Genomic DNA, 19,417 nt, shown 5'->3' on the forward strand with positions numbered 1-19,417 from the left:
ATTTGCTTTTTAAACTCAGGCGTGAATGTGCGGCGTTCTCGCTTTGTCATAGTTGGAGCTCCTCATCTGTTTTAGGTCAAGTGTACGTGACCTTAATTTTTCTGTCCAGATAAGTGTAGACGCTCCATAATCGGTCAAGTGGCATTTGTGTTAAATTACTCCATTGCATTTAAGCGGAGCTAGTAAATAGTTCTTGCTTAAATACAATTGGCGGTATTTTTTAGGATTAGTTCAATTGTTTTATGCCAAACCGATAGACTGATATTACCAATGTATTAGTAAGTACTCTTGGACCTTGTCTAGATGTACTGTTGCTTTTGTTTTTGTAAATAGCGATCCCGAAAAGCTATAATAACAATGGTATTTCTCTTCATAAGTAAAGGATGATCCTATGAATATTAATAAAATTCATCATGCAGCAATTATTTGTTCGAACTATAAACGATCAAAAAAGTTTTATACGGAAATATTGGGTTTGGATATTATTGCAGAAACATACAGAGAGGAGCGAGGTTCCTTTAAATTAGATTTACGTGTGGGAACGGCTGACCAAATTGAGTTATTTTCTTTTCCAGGAGCTCCTAAGCGACCAAGCTACCCAGAAGCACAAGGGCTGCGTCATCTGGCGTTTGAGGTGGGAGATATTGATGAAGCTATTTGCAAACTGGAGAAGCAGGGGGTAACGGTAGAGCCGGTTCGCATCGACAAAGGAACAGGTCAACGCTTTACGTTTTTTCATGACCCGGATGGCCTTCCGCTTGAATTGTATGAAAAAATCTGACTTTCATTTCATTTTCGTTCTTTCTGGATATACTATTGCAAGGATATCTAGAGAGGTGATGAAAATGAATCGTCAGCAAGAAGAAGGATCCATTTTAAAAGGATTGCAATGGAGTATCGGGCTCAGCATTCCGCTTTGGATTTCCTTTTTTGGATGGTTAAAACTTTTTAGTGTTTTTATAAAAAGAGCACTTTCCTAATAGGATATTAATGGTAAAATAAAATGAAAGTAAGACAGAGCTTCTATAAAGAGGCTCTGTTTTTGGTTTAGAGAAAAAGAAGTGTGTCTCTTTATAAGGGTCCGATAAGGGAATTAGCCAGGAAGTAGTGACCGGTATTTATAAGTGATATATAGTCTTTAAGATGAAATGTATCCACAACTTATCGTTTAACGGAACAGCTCGATAAATAATGAGAGAAAGGCAGCTTATGCGAAAGATCATAAAGTATACTTTTTACATAGTGATAGGTTTTCTGCTCCTTCTTCCGCTGGCACGAATGTTTCTTGTCGTTGATGAACAGCCAACGGAAGCGGAGGTCATTATCACACTTAGTGGAGACACAGGACGATTAAGAAAAGCAGTCGAGTTATACAATAAAGGCTATAGCAGTAAAATAATGCTGTCTAATGCGGCTGAACCAGGAACAACGCCAGAGGAAGCTGTAACGCTTGGCGTGCCAGAGCAGGATCTTCTATTAGAAACAGAAGCAACCAGTACATACACCAATGCGCTTTATACAAAAACACTTATGGTTGAGCAAGGATTTGATTCAGCCATTGTCGTTTCATCTGACTATCACATGAGGAGGGTAAAGCTCATTTTTGACCAGGTTTACAAGAACAGCGGGATTGAGCTGACTTATGTATCGTCACTGAGGAATGATGAGGCATGGTATCGAGACAAGAAAAACATTCGTCTTACGCTAAAAGAGTTTATCAAGCTGCCAGCTTATGAGCTGCGGCTGTATAAATGGATTGATATGGAGGGTTAGTGAAGATGAAAAAATGGATCAGTGTAATAGGGTTTGTTGTGCTCCTTGGGGCTTTGGCGGCTATTTGGTCGCCAGGCAAAGAAAAACAGGAGCAGACAGAGCAGGCTGCCCAGGAAAACAAGCCAGTGGCTGAACAAATTGACTCTGTTAAAGAGCATGTTGAGGAAAAGGAAGTTAAAAGCAAGGAAACAACGTCTGAAGAAACGTCTGAAGCAGCAGCTACCAAACCAGTGGAGGAGACGGCTCCTCAAGTCACAGAAATTCCGGCGGAAGCCAATGAGCTGCTGAAGGAAGCGGAAAAATCAGGGACGGCTTCCGAGCAAACGCCAGCACCAAAAGCGGAAACAGGTTCAACGAGCGCAGATGTCGAAACCGGCGGTCTGTATTTTGCGTCCCAAGAAGAAGCGATGCAGTTTGTCTTTAGCCGCTTCTCTCAACAGGAAATTGCGCTTTATAACAAGGTTTCTGCCAACGGATTGACGGCGGAGCAGCAGCAAATGGCTCTTCAAATTGCTTATTCCCGTTTTAGTGCGGAAGAAATTGCGGCGATTGAGGCAGCACTAAAGTAAGGTTAACAGGTAAAGAAACGGAATTTGTCGAACGAATAACCTTACGTCAATGAAAGTTAGGTTTTATAATGGTATTATCATCCATTAAAGGAAAAGGAGAAGAAGATGTCTAAACACTTTTCGTTAATCCTGGCTATCGTTTCAACCATTTCCGTCTTGCTTGCAGGCAAGTGGCACTATGACAACAAAATCGAAGTGCAGGGCCAGACAGCTTATGCGGCTTACAAACAGAAAGAGGAGCAAAAAGCGCTGCTTGATTCTTTAGATCCTGAATTGAATCCAAGTCAGCCTCTTGTCGATTATCTTCAGTATAAGTCCCTGACACAGGATCAGGTGATAATCTCGCTGCTTGGCAGCAGCGGAACTGCCGGTATCGGAGCGAGTGGCCCGCAATACACCTGGGGAAACCGTCTCGAAGCACAGCTTCACTCTTTAGGGAAAGATTTTCAAAAAATACACATACATACGCATGGATTTCCCGAATACTCCACAGCCCGGTTAGTGAAAGAAGCAAAAGTAAAAAGCGTCATTGGCGACAACCCAGACCTGGTTATTGTTGAAGCTGCCCTTTTTCAAAATTACGACCAGCATGTATCGATGGACGAAACAAAAGAGAATGTCGAGGCGATCGTTCGTTCTATACAAAAAAACGCACCTGAAGCCAAAATCCTTCTCACGTCATCTAACCCGATATCAATCGTTTCAGAAGAAAGAACAGAAAATCATGCAGGCTACACCTATAACGATTATACGAGAGAACTTACTCGGCTTACGAAGGAGAAAAGGTGGGCTTACGTGAATATCCACAACGAAATGGAGGCTCGTCTGGCTGCTGAGAACAAAAAGCTGTCGACGATTTTAACGCAAGGCATGTATCCAAATGATAATGGGTACTTGCTATGGTCAGAAACGATATTTGCCCATATGACAAAATAGGTGAGCCGTGCAGAAGGGTGAATAAAGGACAAATTTACTGAGGCTTGAATGGGAAAAACTCATAGGAAATAAAGCATCTGGAGCATGTTAGTTCCGGGTGTTTTTTTTGTATGTAAGAGCTTATGTTTAAAAAGTTAGGTTTTCATTGAATTAAAAAATAGCCTGGGAAATGCCTGCTGAAGAGAAAAAGAGATTGTTGAAACCATTCTAAGATCTCCTCTGTAAAATGATAGGGGTAAATTTTATAATTCAATCTTTTGATCATGATATGCTCCTTTTTTTCGAAATCAGTAACATTTTGATCAAAAAAATACATGTACAAAGGAGAAACGATCAACTATAATAAAAAAAAGTAAAAAACGAATCAATATTCTGAAAATTTAATCGTAGGTGAGCGACTATGATCACAAAGCAAAGACATAACCTGATGCTTGAAATGATCAGGGACAAAAAAACCGTCAGTATTTCACAGCTGGCAAAGGAGCTGGGCATCTCTAATGTAACGGCCCGGCGCGATGTCGAGTTTCTGGAAAAGCAGTCCAAGAACGTGATTCGAATCAGGGGAGGAGCTGAATGGAAAGCGGACCTGCCGGATTATTCAACAAAGGATTTGAACGATCGTTTTCAGCAGCAATACGAAAAAAACAGGCTTGAAAAGCAGCAAATTGCCCGGAAAGCGTCATCTCTTATCGAACAAAATGAAAGCGTTATCATCGATGCAGGATCGACCACCTTTCATCTCGCTCAAAGCCTCGATTCGCAAAAAAGAATCACCGCTTTTTTAACGGCAGTGAATATTGCCGAGGCGCTTGAAGAAAAAGAGAACATTACAAAGGTATTGATGGGCGGCATATTTCGTTCGCGGACGACAACGATTGTCAGCTCCGTTTTAAAAGACAGCTTGAGCACCTTGTATGCGGATAAAGTATTTATCGGTGTATCAGGCGTGTCGCTGGAAAAAGGCTTTACGTGCCATGATTTATTAGAAGTAGAGGTAAAGAGAATGCTTGCCCGCTCTGCTCGGGAAGTCTACTGGCTGGCGGATTCTTCAAAAATAAATACGATTGCCTCATTTCAGGTTCTAGACTTGGAATCTCATCATACCATTATTACGGATGACAAGATTGAGTCTTCTATTCTCGAACAATTGCGGCAAAGAGTGAATGTGATGATTGCAGAAAGGAGGTGAGAACGTGACGAATATGCTGATCGCACAATCGGGCGGTCCGACATCGGTTATTAATCAATCATTGTATGGAGCTGTTTTGGCTGCTGTGGCAAATCCAGCGATCCATCATGTGTACGGCTCCTTGAATGGAGTGGAAGGCCTGGTGCGTGACCGGATGGTGCTGCTGGACGGTGAGCTGAGTACGCTGGAGAAAGCGGCCCATCAGCCGGGAGCTCTTCTCGGCGGATCAAGATACGAATTAATCGAAGGGGACATGGAGCGGATTATCCGTAAAATGGATGAACGGGATATTCGTATTTTCTGCTACATAGGCGGAAACGGCTCATCCAGAACTGTTCAGGCGCTTCATGATTATGTACAATCTATCCGGAAAGACATGGTGTTCGTGCATATCCCAAAAACCATTGATAACGATTTGTTTGGCACAGATCACACGCCCGGCTACGGCAGTGCCGCCAAGTTTTTCATTCAGTCGATTCAATGGATTGGGGCGGATATGGACTCTTTAGGCAGTTATGATCAAGTTGAATTGATTGAAGTGATGGGAGGAAATTCAGGCTGGCTGGCGGCTGCGAGTGCTTTTGGCAAAGAGAGGCCGGATCAATTTCCACAGCTGATTTACCTGCCGGAAAAAACGCGGACACTTGACCAATTTCTGCAGGAGATTGAAAGCTATTATCGGAAGTTCAAAAAGCTGATGGTCATTGTGCCCGACCATTTTCAAGTGGACGGTATCCGCTCTCCGTCCTCGTCTAACAAAAAAAGAAAAGGCTACAATGGCGGCATCAGCCATATGCTGTCGAGTGAGATTGTCGATAAGCTCGGCTACAAAACAAGGCTGACTAGCCCTGGCTCCTTATATAGAAGCGCTTTTGGCCTGGCCTCCCAAACGGATCTTCAGGAAGCAAAGCTTTTAGGAGAAAGGGCCGTTGAAGCAGCACTGAGCGGTTCGTCCGGTGTAATGATGAGCTTAAAGCGGCTGCAGGATGACCCGTACTGTTGCGCGGTCGAAGCGGTGCCACTGAACGATATTGCCGGAAAAGAACGAACGCTTCCTTCTTTTTATTGGGATGACCAAGCTCAAATGGCCACTCCAGCCTTTCAAAATTATTTACGGCCTTTAATCGATTTCAACATAATGAAACCGCTTACTATTTTGCGTAAATCATTTTAACATTGAGGGAGATGAACCTTTTGAAGAAAAAATGGTTTTCAACACTCTTTGCTGTTTCGTTATTCATGACTGCATGCTCCCCCCCTTCAACATCAAACACAGCCGGTTCTGAACCAGAGCAGGAAGCATCCAAAAGCGACGATGGAAGAACGCAGGTGCGCTGGATGCAGCACTGGGTAAATGAACAAGGTCCCGACAAAATCAACGAAGTAAAAGCCGCTTTTGAAAAAAAACACCCAGATATTGAACTCATCATTGAAGATATTCCTTTTGCACAAGAGCATGACAAGCTCTTATCCCTGGATTTAGCGGGTATGCCGCCGGATGTCATTACAGCTTCAGGCGCCTGGGTAACAGAATTTGCGGATGCGGGTATGATTGACCCGATTGATTCTTATATCGAGAAGCTGCCGGAAGATTACCAGGCGGCCATTGAAGGCCCGATGACACAGCCGTGGAAAGGCAAGCGCTACGGCATTCCGATTACGAACGGAAATATTGCCCTGTTTTACAATAAGAAGCTTCTCGAAGAAGCAGGCGTCGAGCCGCCAAAAACATGGGACGAGTTTTTAGCCGCTTCGATTAAATTAACCGACACAAGCAAAAACCAATATGCACTGACAGGCAACCTGGCTGCTGAGCCGCCAACCGTTATTTCTTACGAGATCTTCCCGTTTATTCTTCAAGCCGGAGGTAAAATTATTGAAAATAACCGGGCTGCCTTCAACACGCCAGAAGGCGTAAAAGCATTGGAGTTTTACAAGTCGTTAGTGAAAGAACACAAAGTCACAACGCCTGGGGAATTGAGTGCAGGTGAAAAAGAAAAACGGGCGAACTTCTCAGCAGGAAATGTCGCTTTTATGTTTGAAGGCCCGTGGGGCGTTAAAATTCAGGAAGGTTTGAATCCTGATTTAGAATTTGGTGTCGTGCCTCTACCAGCTGGTGAACAAACAGGCACGATTGCGCAGGGATCTGTCCTGACTCTGGCCTCAAAAGGGAAAAACAAAGAAGCAGCCTGGAAGTTTATTGAGTTTATGGGCAGTGCAGAAGGACAGCTGCTGTGGGATAAAGCGACAAACTTCTTCCCGTACAACAAACAAACAATGCAAGACCCTTATTTCCAGGAAGATCCGTATTTAAAGGTGTTTATTGACCAAGCGGAAACGGCAGACCGGGTAGAAGTCATTGATAACTTCCTGCCGCAGGCGAATGATTTAAGAAAGCAGTTTACGATTGAAGTGCAAAATTATTTAACGGATAAAAAGACAGCAAAGGAGGCTTTGGACGATGCAGCGACCTATTGGAATGCAGCGTTTGAAAAAGCTGAGCAGTGATGGTCTGCGGGGGCTCTCAAAGAGCCTCCCCTTTCTGAAAAACAGTGAGGAGCCGGCAGGGAATCAAGCAAAGAACCTGCAGCAATTCTTCGTAAAAGTTTCCTTTATTATGCCGGCGATGACGGTTTTGATCCTGTTAACAGGCTACCCGCTTTTCCAGGTGATTCAAATGAGCTTTTATGATTACACGGACAAAGCGAATCCGGTTTTTGCCGGTCTGGCGAATTACAGCCACTTTATTGTCGACCCGCTGTTTTGGAACGCCTTGAAAAATACGGTCATTTTTACTTTTACGAGCGTGCTTCTTGGACTGGCGGCCGGCATGACCTTCGCCCTTTTATTAAACCAGCCGATCAATTCGAAGTTTCGGGGCGTGTTCCGGGCGCTGCTCATGTTTCCATGGCTGACGTCTTCTACCGTCGTAGCCGCCATCTTCATGCTCATGTTTAATCCGTTCGGGCTCGTCAACTACCTGCTGAAAGGCATTGGGCTGGAGACCATTTCGCAGACAGCGTGGCTGAGCAATGAAACAACGGCTCTTTTTGCCGTTATTATCGCCAATGTATGGCGCGGTTTTCCGTTTATGATGCTGATGATTTTAGCGAGCCTGCAAACCATTTCTCATGATTTATATGAAGCAGCCGATATTGACGGCGCCGGCTTTTTTCAAAAGCTGTTCTACATTACCATTCCCCAGATTAAAAACATCATCTTAACCGTAGCGGTTTTAGAATTTATTTGGAATTTCCGCTCTTTTGATCTTGTGTTTCTCATGACAGGAGGAGGCCCGGTAAACTCAACCGAAATTCTATCCACGTATGTGTACCATTATGCATTTAGAACGCTTGACTTTGGTTATGCATCTGCGACTGCCATTTTCATGCTGATGATCATGATTGTCATTTCCTCATTGTACATTCGGGCATCGATTCGAAAGGAGAGAGCGTAAGATGACAAGCAGGCCGCAATACACAACGTATGCTGCTTTAATCGTACTGGGAAGCATCGCGCTTCTTCCGATTTTTTGGATGGTCAGTGTGTCTTTCAGGGCCAACACTGAGGTATTCTCCATGCCTTTGTCGATTCTGCCGCAAAATTGGACGTTAGAGGCGTTCGGAAAAGTGTTTGAAAATGCAGAGCTGATGAAGCTGTTTATGAACAGCTATATGATCGCCCTGTCCGTCACGTTCGTTTGTCTTTTGTTCGCTGCGCTAGCGGGCTACGGATTTTCCAGGTTTCAATTTAAAGGGAAGAGAGCAGCCATTACATACATTTTGGTGACACAAATGTTCCCGATGGTGCTTCTCGTCATCCCGTATTTTCTGTTTATTACCCGTGTTGGTCTTTACAACAGTTATTTTGCTCTTATTCTCGCCTATACATCGTTTGCGCTGCCGTTTTCCATTATGATGATGCGTGATTTTATCACCACCATTCCATATGAACTGGACGAAGCGGCCAAAATCGACGGCTGCGGACCTTTCCGGACATTCTTTTATATTATTCTCCCGCCCAGCCTGCCAGGGTTAATTGCCACGGGTGTGTATACCTTTATCCTGGCCTGGAATGAATTTTTATTTGCGATCGTGCTCACGAATTCGATTAGTGTCCGACCGCTTACGATCGGGATCGGCATGTTAATTGGGGAATTTACAACCGAATGGAATGCACTGATGGCGCTATCCTTTATGGCCAGCGCACCGCTTATCGTTGTATTCCTTTTCGTTCAAAAGTATTTCCTGCAAGGTTTAACAGCTGGAAGTGTAAAGTAAGTGAATGACTTATCATCTTTATAAAAGGAAGAACTGGGTGTTTAGAGAAACATCCCAGTTCTTTTTTTGTTGGTTTGAGCTATGGATAAATGGAAAGTGATGATTCGAATATGCTGAATGCTTTATGCCTATTTGAATAGCCTTGCCGTCGTAGTAGACAGGGGTGTCACAATTTGTCGATAGAAAAATGTGGATTTTTTTAGAATTTGTAGGATAATAGGCTTATAGGTTGTCTCGATATCAAACTAAATGCTACAGCGTTTCAAGCGGGTTTTATAAGAAGCAATAATTGGATTTTTAGATTCAAAAAAAAGTTTCAATGACCTTACTTTCTCATAAAAGGCCATCCATCTCATTTTTCGCTTATTTCGTTCTTTATAAAGAACTATTTTGCTATAATAAAAGCACGCTACAGAACAAAAGGCTGAAAGGTGCTTCTGCTTGCAGAGGAAAGGGAGAAATGAGGGCCTCAGAAAACTGGATCAGCAGTGGGAAAGGGATGTAACTAAAGTTATCACATTTTGTATGTATTTGACTGGTTTATTTACTTTTTTTGTTCGTTAACTATGATAAAAGTACTATATTTCCGTATACTTTTAAACATGTACAATTAATACATTTTTCATTCAAAGAAAGTAGAGGGATAGCGATGAAAGCAGTGTTTGGAGAACGGGAAGCGATTCAGAATCGGCTTCATCAAATTGACCAAACAGAAAGGGAGATTAGACGCCATTTTGACCAGGAACGAAAGCAATTGGAACTCAGGCTGGCGATGATGGAGCTGCCGAATGCCAGAAAGAGAGCCGGCAGTGTAAAAGAACGGCGGCGGTCAGCGTATGTAGAATATTTGCAGGAAGTGATTGTGGCGTATTTAAAAGAGGAAAAGCGTCCTGTCCGCGGCTTTGCGGTTCAGCAGTTTGTGAAGGATCAGACCGGCCACCATATTGGCAATATGAGTGCCTTTATGAATGCGCTGATGCCAAAACATGAAGAAGTCCGCAAGCTCGGGCGCGGTATGTATGTATACGAGAAAAAAGTACTGTCGCACGTGTAAGATAAACAAAAGTAATGGTTTAAATGGAGAGAAAGCACACAAAATGAGTTCTTATAGTTGAGAAATAATGCAAAGAAATTTATTGTTTTTTAGCAACTTGAATAGACCAAAAGTTACTCATTTTTAATATAACATGGAATGATTTGAAACGTTAGAAAGTGCCATCTGTCACTTCCTAGGAGGGAACGGGATCCATTTTGAGAGGAAGATTTACTGAACAACAAGCAATTAAAACGAGATTAAGCCAAATTGGTCAAGCGGAAGCACAGATGCTGGAAGCACTCGAGGAAGAGCGGGACCTGCTTTTAAAAAGACTGCACGAGCTGGAAAACGGTGAAGGCAGGGAGAAGGAGCATGCCGTAAGCCGCCGCCCGAGAGAAAATGTACATGAGCTGCGCGAGGTGACCGTTGCCTATTTAAAAGAACGAAAGGAACCGGTTCGTGCAGTTGAAATTCAAGAGTTTGTCGAACAAGCAACCGGAAAGCGCATTTCAAACATGAGTTCCTTTATGAAAGTATTAGAGCCCGAGTATGACCGTGTTGTACGGCTGGGCCGCGGCTTATATATTTATGAGTATGGAGTAAAATAAGAAAAAGCCGCCTCTAGATGAGGCGGCTTTTTTCGTGCTGGGCATCCAGCGGAATCGAGATCGTGACATGGGTGCCATGGTCCAGCTGGCTTTTCACTCCAATAGCCCAGCTGTGCTGCTGCATGATTTTGAAAGTAAGCATCAGCTCGAGGCCGATACCTTTTTCTTTATTGGAATAAAACGGCTCGCCAAGCTTTGGAAGCCGCTCTTCAGCAATACCTACCCCTTCATCGATCACTTCGATACAAATCGTGCTGTCCTGTTTTTTTAAATGAATGGACAGAAGCCCTCCTGCCGGCATTGACCCAATTCCGTTATGAAGAGTGTTAAACAGCGCTTTTTTAATAACTAGCAGAATGGGCTGTTATAGATATATAGCATTAAGCCTTCAATTAATGGAACTAGTGCTAATTACACCCTTCGTTAAGAAAATAGACTGTTTATTATTTCCTTTTTGGATATGTACCTTTTTTGTTTATATTTTTTCGTTCCTTTCTATAAGCGGGTTCTGAAATTCCTATTCCGGTGAAATCCTATATCTACAGTGTGTGTAGTGTATTCATCGCACGGCGGCAGAAAATTAAATTACTTTAAATGAATATCATTCAAAATATAAGAGATTTTTTGGCGGTATAGGTCAAAAGTGTGTTTTTGGAAAGGACACAAAAAACCTTATAACGACGCGGTTTGTTGGAATTTGTCGAACGAATATACCTATATTATCAGGGTTTTTTGCTTTATAATAAAGACACCACGAACATTGTGCGAAAGGGCAAAATCGCTGAAAAGCGATGACGCAAAACTATAGGGGCTAAAGGGAATCCATGCCAGCCAGTTGTCGAATACGGTCTCGGACACTCATCTAAAGGAGGGCATCTATTATGCCGTTATACAGTATGAAGGAGATCTGGACGCCGCTAAAATGGGTAGGCATCAAATTCTTTAAAACACTGGATGAAGGAAGCTTCTATATGAAGGTCGGAAGCCGTCCAAGAAAAAGAATCAACTAACCGGCAGGCGTTGACGGCTAAGAGAGTTAGTTAGCCACGAAAACGTAGAATGGGTCATGAAAACAAGAAAATGGTCAAGAAAAAACCGCCCCGGCATACAGGGCGGTTTTTCTTGTTACACTTTAAAGGTACTCGTTAGAGCTTGCAGCTCTTCGGCCATGGAAGCAAGGGATGCGGAAGACGATGAAATCTCCTGCATCGCGGCCATTTGGTCTTCAGTTGAAGAAGAGACCTGCTGGGTGCTGGCGGCCGTTTCATGCGAATGGGAGGTTACCAGGCGAATGACTTCTTGAACCTGCTCGGTGCCCGACTGAAGCTGTTTCACAGAGGCGGAGACCGCTTCGATATGGTCCGATACTTCCCGGGCCGCTGTGTGAATGCTTTGAAAAGACTCACCGGAATGATGAACGGATTCGATGCCTGCCGCGACTTCGCCGATCACTCGTTTCATCGATTGAACCGAGCGGGTGATCTCAGACTGGGTAGCGGCAATCAGCCCATTGATCCGGGCAGCCGATTCGGATGACTGCTCGGCTAACGTCCGCACTTCTTCGGCGACAACCGCGAAGCCTTTGCCGTGCTCGCCGGCCCGGGCCGCTTCAATCGCTGCATTTAGTGCTAGCATGTTCGTCTGGCCGGCAATGGTTGTAATAACCTCTGTGAACGTGCCAATTTCCCGTGAGCGCCTGCCGAGCTCTTCAATCACAGAAGCCGTTTCATGTACGGTTTCCTGGATCGTATTCATCTGGGTAACCGCTGTTTGAATCGACATGCTTCCTTCTTCAGACTTAGCCAGGGACTCGCCGGCGCTCAGCAGCATTTGTCCGGAGCGTTCGGCGATTTTCCCTACGCCGGCTGACATGTCTTTAACTGTCCGCGACATATCCTCAACGCTTTGCCGCTGCTCATCGGCAGTTGCTGCTACACTCGCAACTGTTGAGAAAATTTGTTCAGACGCGCTACTCATTTCCTCGGCGTTTGCCGTCAGCTCCTCGGAGGAAGCCGCTACTTGCTCGGTATGTGTAGAGATCTGGGTAATCACATGGCGCAGCTGCCCGGTCATTTTGCTGAATGCAGCGGACAGGCGCCCGATTTCATCCTCACTGTACAGAACCGTGCCTTTTGTCCGTAAATCTCCTGCGGCAATTCTTTCAGATTGATCCGCCATATCGCGGAGCGGCTGTAACGTCCGTTTCACGAGCCAGATGAAAACGGCAGAAAACAGTGAAGCAACTAAAAGAGTGCTGACGATCGATTGAACAATATTATCCCTCAGCGACTGCTCGACTTCACTGAGCGTTTTTTGGGCTATAGAAGCATTGGCGAAATAAGGAACGGTATCGATTTGTGCAGACAGCACGTAAACGGCTTTTCCATTTTTCATCACAGGATAAAAAATATCCGCTTTTTGCTGGTTCACATGCATCTGCGGCTTTCCGCTTTTCAGCACGGCTCCAATATTGTCGTTTTGGATGATGTCTCCTTGTTTCCAAAGCGGTTTTTCCCCCTCTGCCGTATTTCCTGTTAAAACAAGCCCGTCCGGACTGAGCATGTAAATGCCTTTTATCCCATTTCCTTTATGAATATAGGTTTTTAAGGATGACTCAAAAATATCGGCATTCATTGCGGCTTCGAGTACGCCACGTCCATCCGCTCTTGGAACAATCATAAACTTAAAGATTTCCATTGTTTCTTGCTTTAAAATAAGCGGCTCCGCAATAACCGGCGTTTTTCCGTCGAGAACCGAGCGGTAGGCTTCGTTAAACGAAAATAAATTCAGCCCGAGTGAAGCTTCCTCCGTAGATTGCGTAAACACGCCCTGCCGGTTCGCCAGGTAAAGATCCGTCATGCCGGTTTGTTTGGCTATTGCTTCAAGATCCGCGTTTGTCAGCTGGCGTGCAGTATCTATCTGCTGAAGGGTATAGGCCGCGTTTAACATCGTTTTATCCACCTGTTCTTCAAGCGAGACAAGATGGTTTGAAATATTGGCCGTTAATTCGGTCAGTTCTTCTTCAACACTTTTTTGGGCGTTTTCATTCATGTGTACAGCGGCGGCATTCATTTCTTTTTTCAAGGACCGGGATTCGATCCATTGAAGGAAACTGGAACACGCGAGAAGTAAAACAATCAGCACAACAAGCAAACTAATAATCTTTCTTTGAATGGACAAACATGAAACCTTCTTTCTAAAAATGTATGTATAGGCAAAATGACCCTCATTTTACCTTGAAATTGAGACATGCCTTTAAAATAATAGTTGAATTTTCCTGGTCAAGCAATACTTTCTTTTGAGTTTCTCTTTTTTAACTTTTTACATTCTCTTCTAGAAGACCGCTATTCTCTTAATCTGCTTATGCTATACTAGTTTCAAAAAGCAGGGAGGTTTTCCATGAAAAGGGTAAGAGCAGGACTGCTCGCACTGATGCTGCTGTTTCCAACGTGGGCACAGGCGGCAGTTACAGATGAGTTTGATGTTTCGAATGGGGTAACGTACACCGAAATTGTAGAGGAAGGAACTGTTCCTCAGTCGGTCCGCGTAATGGAAATCGACACGACAGACCCGTATACAAAAGTTGAGGCGGGGGCGCCGAATCCGCTTAATAAGCTGGTGCAGACGTCCAAGCAGGCACTTGCGGCAAGCGGGGAAGGGCATGAAGTAATCGGGGCGATTAACGGTTCGTTTTTTAACCGGGAGCCGATGCCGCTTTATTTTGTCGCGATCGACAATTACTTGGTGAATGGCGGCATGATTGAAACGAGCAAAGATGAGTTTGTCAGCGAGAAAATCGCCTTTGGTATCAACAAAGAAGGAAAAGGCCAGATTGACTCTTATTCTACGACTTTTACATACGCGCACAATGGAACGACCGGAACGATGGCGGGCCATAACGGGCAGCGCTATCCAGATACGACGATGGTGTATACACCTAATTTTTCATCCGGTGTAACGACGACCAATCCGTACGGTTATGAAGTCATCGTATCCGGAGCCGGTGACCCGTCGCTTCAGTTTGGCGGCACGTTAACCGGTAAAGTGACGGGCTTCCGCCCATACGGACAAACGGCAGGAGCAGTGATTCCGAAGGACGGCTTTGTCCTGTCCGCGCATGGAACCGAAACGGAAGCACTCCGCAGCATGAAAGTCGGTGATACCGTATCCGTGTCGGTCGATGTGGATGCGAAATGGCAGGGAGCCGATTTTATGATAGGCAGCGGGCCGCTGCTTGTGAAAGACGGGAAAGTAGCGCTGACGATGAACCCGAACAGCCCGAAAGCACGCGAGCGAGCGCCGCGTACGGCTGTGGCCATTGATCAAACAGGCGAAAAAGTAGCGTTTATTACCGTCGATGGACGCCAGCCGGGCTACAGCACCGGTATGAGTTTATCAGAATTTGCGGCCTACATTCAGTCACTCGGCTATGATCGAGCGCTTAATATGGACGGCGGCGGTTCCACTACGATGCTGGCACGCGAGCCGGGTGATTTTACGGCAACGATTCAAAACAAGCCGTCTGACCCATGGGGTGAGCGGCCGGTATCAACCTTTTTAATGGCGATTACGACTGCGCCAAAGGGTGTGCCAACGACGATCAATGCGAGCTTGTCGTCGGATGCACCGCTTGCCGTTGGGGAAACGGTTGGCGTAAATATTCACTCGATTATGGATGAATACGGAAATCCGATTAAAGTGGAAAACGTGACGATTACCTCCGATCTGGGAACGGTATCCGGCACAACCTTTACCGCTGTTAAATCAGGTTCAGGTTTTATATCAGTCAAAAAAGGGACGGCTGAAGTGAAGCTGCCGGTCACCGTTAAAGCGGCGCCGGAAAATAAAGCGAGTTTGTTAGATTCATTTGAGAGCACAGGCTGGTCAGTTTCTCCTGTAAGTACGGTCTCTTATGACGGCAGCCGCTCCTTGAAAGTAGACAGTACGGTTCGGCCGGTTCAGCCGATCGCGCTGTCCGACAGTCCGTCCTTTGTCAGCCTGCGTGTATACGGTCAGGCAGACGGGGCGGAAATAACCGGCACGTTCCTTGATGCAAAGGGAACGGCTCATCAAGCGTCTTTCGGAAGCGTAATATGGAACGGCTGGAAGAACGTGCGCGTACCGGTGCAGGCAGGCTGGACGAAGCTGTCCGCTCTTTCTTCCTCGAAGCCGGGCGTTTATGTGGATTCCTTAAAAGCGGTCTACGGCGCTTCGTACAAAGAAGAATTATTCCGCGATGTGCCGGTGGACTTCCGGGCGGAAAGTGATATTGCGTCACTTGTAGACCGGGCCGTCATCAGCGGCTTTCCGAACGGCACGTTTGGACCACAGGAAACCTTAACACGCGTGCAGGCGGCGATTATGCTGCAGCGTGCGATGAAGCTGCCGACAGATGGTGTAAAAGATCCAGGCTTTTCTGATGTGCCAAAGACGTATGCATTTTATGGAAGTATTGCTGCTGTCACACAGGCTGGCATTATGTTTGGCCGGACAGACGGCACGTTTGATGCACAGGCCAAGCTGACACGGGCCGAAATGGCTGCCGTTTTAGCACGGGCGCTTAAGCTTCCAGAAGCAGACCGGAATTATTTCCCGGACAATAATGCCGGCACCTTTGCATACAGCTCCGTGAATGCACTGGCTGCATCCGGTATTACGCAGGGATTCCCGGATGGCACGTTCCGGCCAGGGGAACCGATCAAGCGCGCTGATTTCAGCATTTTCTTGAATCGGGGACTGGAAAAAACAAATTAACATTGTGCTGGGCCGGAATCTTTTATTTTGGGCCGGTATATCGGACGCTTCGGCCGGAAAATACTTTTTCCGGCCCAGGCGAAGCAGATTCCGGCCCAAATTTAATAATTCCGGCCCAGGAAGCGGCTTATCATTTAAAAAACGGGCTTATCCAACTGGATAAGCCCGTTTTTTTCGTCATTCAAACCGAAGCGCATGGCTCGGCTTCATTCGTGCTGCTTTGAGGGCTGGATAAATGCCGAACAAACCGCCAATCACAATCGTAGAACCGAGAGCCAGCTGAATGGCCCATAGGGGAAGAGTCAGTGTAAACGCATCAACGTAGTGATTCCATAGTTCAATAAACGCATAGCCGAGGCCAATGCCAAACAATCCGCCGATCACACAAAGAAGGAGGGTTTCAAAGAAAAACTGGGCCATAATTTCAAAGGTGGTGGCACCAATCGCTTTGCGAATACCAATTTCCCGGGTGCGTTCCCTCACAGACATTACCATGACGTTCATAATGCCGGTACCGCTGATAAACAGCGCAACAGCGGTAATACCGAGCAGCATCACTTGTAAAATCACGGTTACGTTATCAATAGCACCAAGCATTTGATCTTGTTTCACGACGCTGAAATCCAGTTCTTTATGATTTTGTTTGATCGCGGAGGACACAGCATTGTCGACTTCATCAATCACATCGGTGCTGTTTGCTTCAACGATCATTTTGTTTAAATACTTCATATCCGTGTTGGTCAGCGCCGTTTCAATCGGCATAACGATGTTGTTATCAGTGCTTGAACCGAGTGTGGCATTCGGCTTGAGTATACCAATGACGGTATATTCTTTTTCGCCGATTTTCAGCTTTTGGCCGACCATCGTCTTTTCTTCGGCAAACACGACGGTACCTGCCATGAACGAATCGAGGGCGCGCTGCCACCACGTTTTTTCTTCAGAAGCCGGGGTGCCTGTGCTTCCCGACTGGGCTTCGGCTGTTTTTCCGAGCAACGCGTCGTGAATGTTGCTGCCAAGGACAATCACATTTTTCTTCGACTGCTGTTCTTCCTCTGTAAAAAAGCGCCCCTCTGCTAAAGCAGCATGCTGAACACGGTTGTATTGATGAGTGCTGCCGACCAGAACGGCCTGGACGTTTTGCTCTCCATATGCTGCGTTCGATACCGTTTCAAGCTGCGGTGTCACCGACTTAACATTGGGCACCGCTTCTACTGCTTTGGCATCTTCATACGTTAACGTGCTGGGCACGCTTGTAATGCCGCTTAAAAAGTCTTTCTGCCCATTCGCGGAATCCAGGACGCGGCCCGGCATCACCAGAATTTGCTCGGCACCGAGGCTTCCCATCTGTTTCAGCAAGGTATCTTTTACGCCTACTGCAATGGCAATAAGGACAATCACCGCAAAAAGACCAATGACAATGCCCATCATGGCGGACAGGACACGAAATTTGTTCGACCAAAGACCGAAGCAGGCGAGCTTTAATGCATTTCCAAGCCTCATGCGAGCACACCATCCTTTAAATGAATGACCCGCTGCGCACGGTCTGCCACTTCCTGATCATGGGTAATGACCACAATCGTCGTGCCCTGCTGATGAACGCGGTCAAACAGCTGTAAAATCGTTTCAGTTGTTGCTTCATCCAGGCTTCCTGTTGGTTCATCTGCCAGCAGAATCGACGGTTCATTCACGAGCGCCCGTGCGATCGCAGCCCGCTGCTTTTCTCCTCCGGACAGCCGGGAAGGCTTTTGCTTTCTTTTATCGGCTAGTCCTACTTCTTCTAACAACTGCAGAACCCGCGCTTTTTTTCTTCCCAGTTTTTTTCGTCCGTATGTAAGGGGGAGAAGCACATTTTGATAAACAGATAGATTCGGAATAAGCTGAAATTGCTGAAAAACGAATCCGATTTCGGTGTTTCGAAGAGCAGTCCGTTTCGACTGCCGCATTTTATGGACGGGTTTGCCGGCTAGTATGTATTCACCTGAGTCAGTGGAGTCGAGCGCACCGAGTATGTTCAGCAGTGTGCTTTTTCCAGAGCCTGATTTTCCCATGATTGCGACATATTCTCCTGGATCGATCTGTAAGTCCACACTGCGCAAAATATCTTGCCTGCTGCTGCCGGTTTGAAATGCTTTTTGAACACGGCGAAGCGTAATCATCGTATAACCTCCCATAGATTCTGTTATGCTAGCATGCTAGCATAAGTGTTATAAATTTCCCAGTCCTATCCATACTAATTCATAAAATATGGTATAATCGTTTGTTGGAGACTATTATACTAGTAAGTGGGGGAAGTTGTTTTGAAGAAATATCATGTACTAGCTGCTGTACTGTTGTTTTTCACACTCGCAGCAGTGTTTAGCAATACAGCCAAAGCAGCCGAGCCGATGCCGGCAAAGGTCATTGCTTCTTCTTTATCGGTACGGGAGAATGCAAGCCCGCGTGCGAAAGTGATCGGGTCACTGTCCAGATATACTGCTTTATCTGTTTATGGGCAGGCGCCGGGCGGATGGTCGGAGATCCGGTTTCAAAACCGCAGGGCATACGTCCCGTCCAGCCAGCTGAAAACGGCGAAATCGACGATCGTGGTTACGTTCGGCGACAGCAATACGCAGGGAACAAACTGGAAGCAGAATCCGTCTTATCCGCAGGCGGCAAAATGGGCCGTAAAGCTCGGACAGACGTATACCGTTGTAAATTCAGGCATCGGAGGCGATACGTCCGTCATGGGGCGTGACCGTTTTCAGCAGGATGTGTTAAACAAGCGTCCGGACGTAGTCACCATTATGTTTGGGACAAATGATGCCGTGATCCGGTCCAACGGGCAGGCGCGCGTTTCCAAGGCAAAGTTTGAGCAGAATATCCGCTACTTTACCGATACGCTGAAAGCGAAGAAAATTCGTGTTGTGTTGATGACGACACCGCCTGTTGTTCAAGGGGTGTTTTATAAACGCTATGACGAAAAGCTGTACCAAAAATACAGCGGCGCCCGGCAGTGGAATGATTCTTACAATGCCATCATCCGTAAGGTGGCTAAGGAAGAAAGGGTGACGTTGATCGATAACTACCAAAATATGAATCTGGCAGCCGGCGGCGCGACCGATCAGAAGTTGATCCTATCGGGGTTAATCGACTCTTCGGGCACGCATTTAACGCCAAAAGGCGCGGATATGATTTATCAGTCTGTGAATCGGGTGTTAAGCCGTTAAAAAAGGGGTGTCTCTAAGCTAGGAAACTGGCTGATGAGACAGTCCTTCTTTTTATGGCCGGAAAAC

At 45.8% G+C, this 19,417-nt stretch carries 19 protein-coding genes and 1 riboswitch; of the genes, 15 read left to right on the forward strand and 4 right to left on the reverse strand.

The features are described 5' to 3' along the window. Positions 1-391 precede the first annotated feature (391 nt). From gloA2 to M3221_RS23055, 12 genes are all read left to right on the forward strand, one after another. The gene (gene gloA2 / locus M3221_RS23005) at positions 392-781 is read left to right on the forward strand and encodes an SMU1112c/YaeR family gloxylase I-like metalloprotein (protein ID WP_251274207.1); all 390 of its coding nucleotides are present in this window, start codon (positions 392-394) and stop codon (positions 779-781) included. A gap of 64 nt (positions 782-845) precedes the next feature. Further along, positions 846-980 carry a hypothetical protein gene (locus tag M3221_RS26420; RefSeq protein ID WP_285881927.1) on the forward strand — a complete coding sequence of 45 codons (135 nt, stop codon included), beginning with the start codon at positions 846-848 and terminating at the stop codon, positions 978-980. 229 nt (positions 981-1,209) lie between these two features. Beyond that, positions 1,210-1,773: a YdcF family protein gene (locus M3221_RS23010; protein WP_251274215.1), complete on the forward strand. Its 564-nt coding sequence runs from the start codon at positions 1,210-1,212 to the stop codon at positions 1,771-1,773. 5 nt (positions 1,774-1,778) lie between these two features. Next, a complete protein-coding gene (locus M3221_RS23015; protein ID WP_251274221.1) occupies positions 1,779-2,342 on the forward strand; it encodes a hypothetical protein in 564 nt (187 codons plus the stop codon). Between the two features lie 105 nt (positions 2,343-2,447). Beyond that, positions 2,448-3,278, forward strand: a complete 831-nt coding sequence (locus M3221_RS23020) for an SGNH/GDSL hydrolase family protein (RefSeq protein ID WP_251274223.1) — start codon at positions 2,448-2,450, stop codon at positions 3,276-3,278. Positions 3,279-3,678: 400 nt separating this feature from the next. Further along, positions 3,679-4,467, forward strand: coding sequence for a DeoR/GlpR family DNA-binding transcription regulator (locus M3221_RS23025; protein ID WP_251274225.1), 789 nt, complete (start codon positions 3,679-3,681; stop codon positions 4,465-4,467). A 13-nt stretch (positions 4,468-4,480) separates the two neighbouring features. Beyond that, the gene (locus tag M3221_RS23030; protein ID WP_251274335.1) at positions 4,481-5,641 is read left to right on the forward strand and encodes a diphosphate--fructose-6-phosphate 1-phosphotransferase; all 1,161 of its coding nucleotides are present in this window, start codon (positions 4,481-4,483) and stop codon (positions 5,639-5,641) included. A 20-nt stretch (positions 5,642-5,661) separates the two neighbouring features. Then, complete coding sequence (locus M3221_RS23035) at positions 5,662-6,975, forward strand: ABC transporter substrate-binding protein (RefSeq protein WP_251274227.1); 1,314 nt, start codon at positions 5,662-5,664, stop codon at positions 6,973-6,975. Further along, complete coding sequence (locus M3221_RS23040; protein ID WP_251274229.1) at positions 6,929-7,924, forward strand: carbohydrate ABC transporter permease; 996 nt, start codon at positions 6,929-6,931, stop codon at positions 7,922-7,924. Before M3221_RS23035 ends, M3221_RS23040 begins: the two co-directional genes overlap by 47 nt. A 1-nt stretch (position 7,925) precedes the next feature. Then, positions 7,926-8,747, forward strand: coding sequence for a carbohydrate ABC transporter permease (locus M3221_RS23045; protein ID WP_251274231.1), 822 nt, complete (start codon positions 7,926-7,928; stop codon positions 8,745-8,747). 649 nt (positions 8,748-9,396) lie between these two features. Beyond that, on the forward strand, positions 9,397-9,801 hold the full coding sequence (locus M3221_RS23050) for a Rok-like winged helix domain-containing protein (RefSeq protein WP_251274232.1): 405 nt from the start codon (positions 9,397-9,399) through the stop codon (positions 9,799-9,801). A gap of 197 nt (positions 9,802-9,998) precedes the next feature. Beyond that, positions 9,999-10,391, forward strand: coding sequence for a Rok-like winged helix domain-containing protein (locus tag M3221_RS23055; RefSeq protein ID WP_251274234.1), 393 nt, complete (start codon positions 9,999-10,001; stop codon positions 10,389-10,391). 13 nt (positions 10,392-10,404) lie between these two features. On the opposite strand, the gene M3221_RS23060 is transcribed toward M3221_RS23055, so the two are convergent. Next, complete coding sequence (locus M3221_RS23060) at positions 10,405-10,749, reverse strand: ATP-binding protein (protein ID WP_311316169.1); 345 nt, start codon at positions 10,747-10,749, stop codon at positions 10,405-10,407. A 403-nt stretch (positions 10,750-11,152) separates the two neighbouring features. Continuing rightward, positions 11,153-11,234, forward strand: a riboswitch (cyclic di-GMP riboswitch). A gap of 38 nt (positions 11,235-11,272) precedes the next feature. Here M3221_RS23060 and M3221_RS26425 point away from each other — a divergent pair. Continuing rightward, positions 11,273-11,401, forward strand: coding sequence for a hypothetical protein (locus tag M3221_RS26425; RefSeq protein ID WP_285881935.1), 129 nt, complete (start codon positions 11,273-11,275; stop codon positions 11,399-11,401). 115 nt (positions 11,402-11,516) lie between these two features. On the opposite strand, the gene M3221_RS23065 is transcribed toward M3221_RS26425, so the two are convergent. Further along, positions 11,517-13,571: a methyl-accepting chemotaxis protein gene (locus M3221_RS23065; protein ID WP_251274238.1), complete on the reverse strand. Its 2,055-nt coding sequence runs from the start codon at positions 13,569-13,571 to the stop codon at positions 11,517-11,519. Between the two features lie 219 nt (positions 13,572-13,790). Between M3221_RS23065 and M3221_RS23070 the strand changes: the two genes are divergently transcribed. Then, positions 13,791-16,145 (forward strand): phosphodiester glycosidase family protein, encoded by a 2,355-nt coding sequence (locus M3221_RS23070; protein ID WP_251274240.1) that lies wholly within the window; start codon positions 13,791-13,793, stop codon positions 16,143-16,145. A gap of 177 nt (positions 16,146-16,322) precedes the next feature. On the opposite strand, the gene M3221_RS23075 is transcribed toward M3221_RS23070, so the two are convergent. Beyond that, the gene (locus tag M3221_RS23075; RefSeq protein ID WP_251274242.1) at positions 16,323-17,645 is read right to left on the reverse strand and encodes an ABC transporter permease; all 1,323 of its coding nucleotides are present in this window, start codon (positions 17,643-17,645) and stop codon (positions 16,323-16,325) included. Beyond that, positions 17,642-18,301 (reverse strand): ABC transporter ATP-binding protein, encoded by a 660-nt coding sequence (locus tag M3221_RS23080; RefSeq protein ID WP_251274244.1) that lies wholly within the window; start codon positions 18,299-18,301, stop codon positions 17,642-17,644. The genes M3221_RS23075 and M3221_RS23080 overlap by 4 nt, the downstream gene beginning before the upstream one ends. Before the next feature lie 141 nt (positions 18,302-18,442). Between M3221_RS23080 and M3221_RS23085 the strand changes: the two genes are divergently transcribed. Beyond that, positions 18,443-19,351, forward strand: a complete 909-nt coding sequence (locus M3221_RS23085) for an SGNH/GDSL hydrolase family protein (protein ID WP_251274246.1) — start codon at positions 18,443-18,445, stop codon at positions 19,349-19,351. The last annotated feature ends 66 nt before the right edge of the window (positions 19,352-19,417 follow it).

Source organism: Domibacillus indicus, assembly GCF_023715895.1.
GTDB lineage: Bacteria > Bacillota > Bacilli > Bacillales > Domibacillaceae > Domibacillus > Domibacillus indicus_A.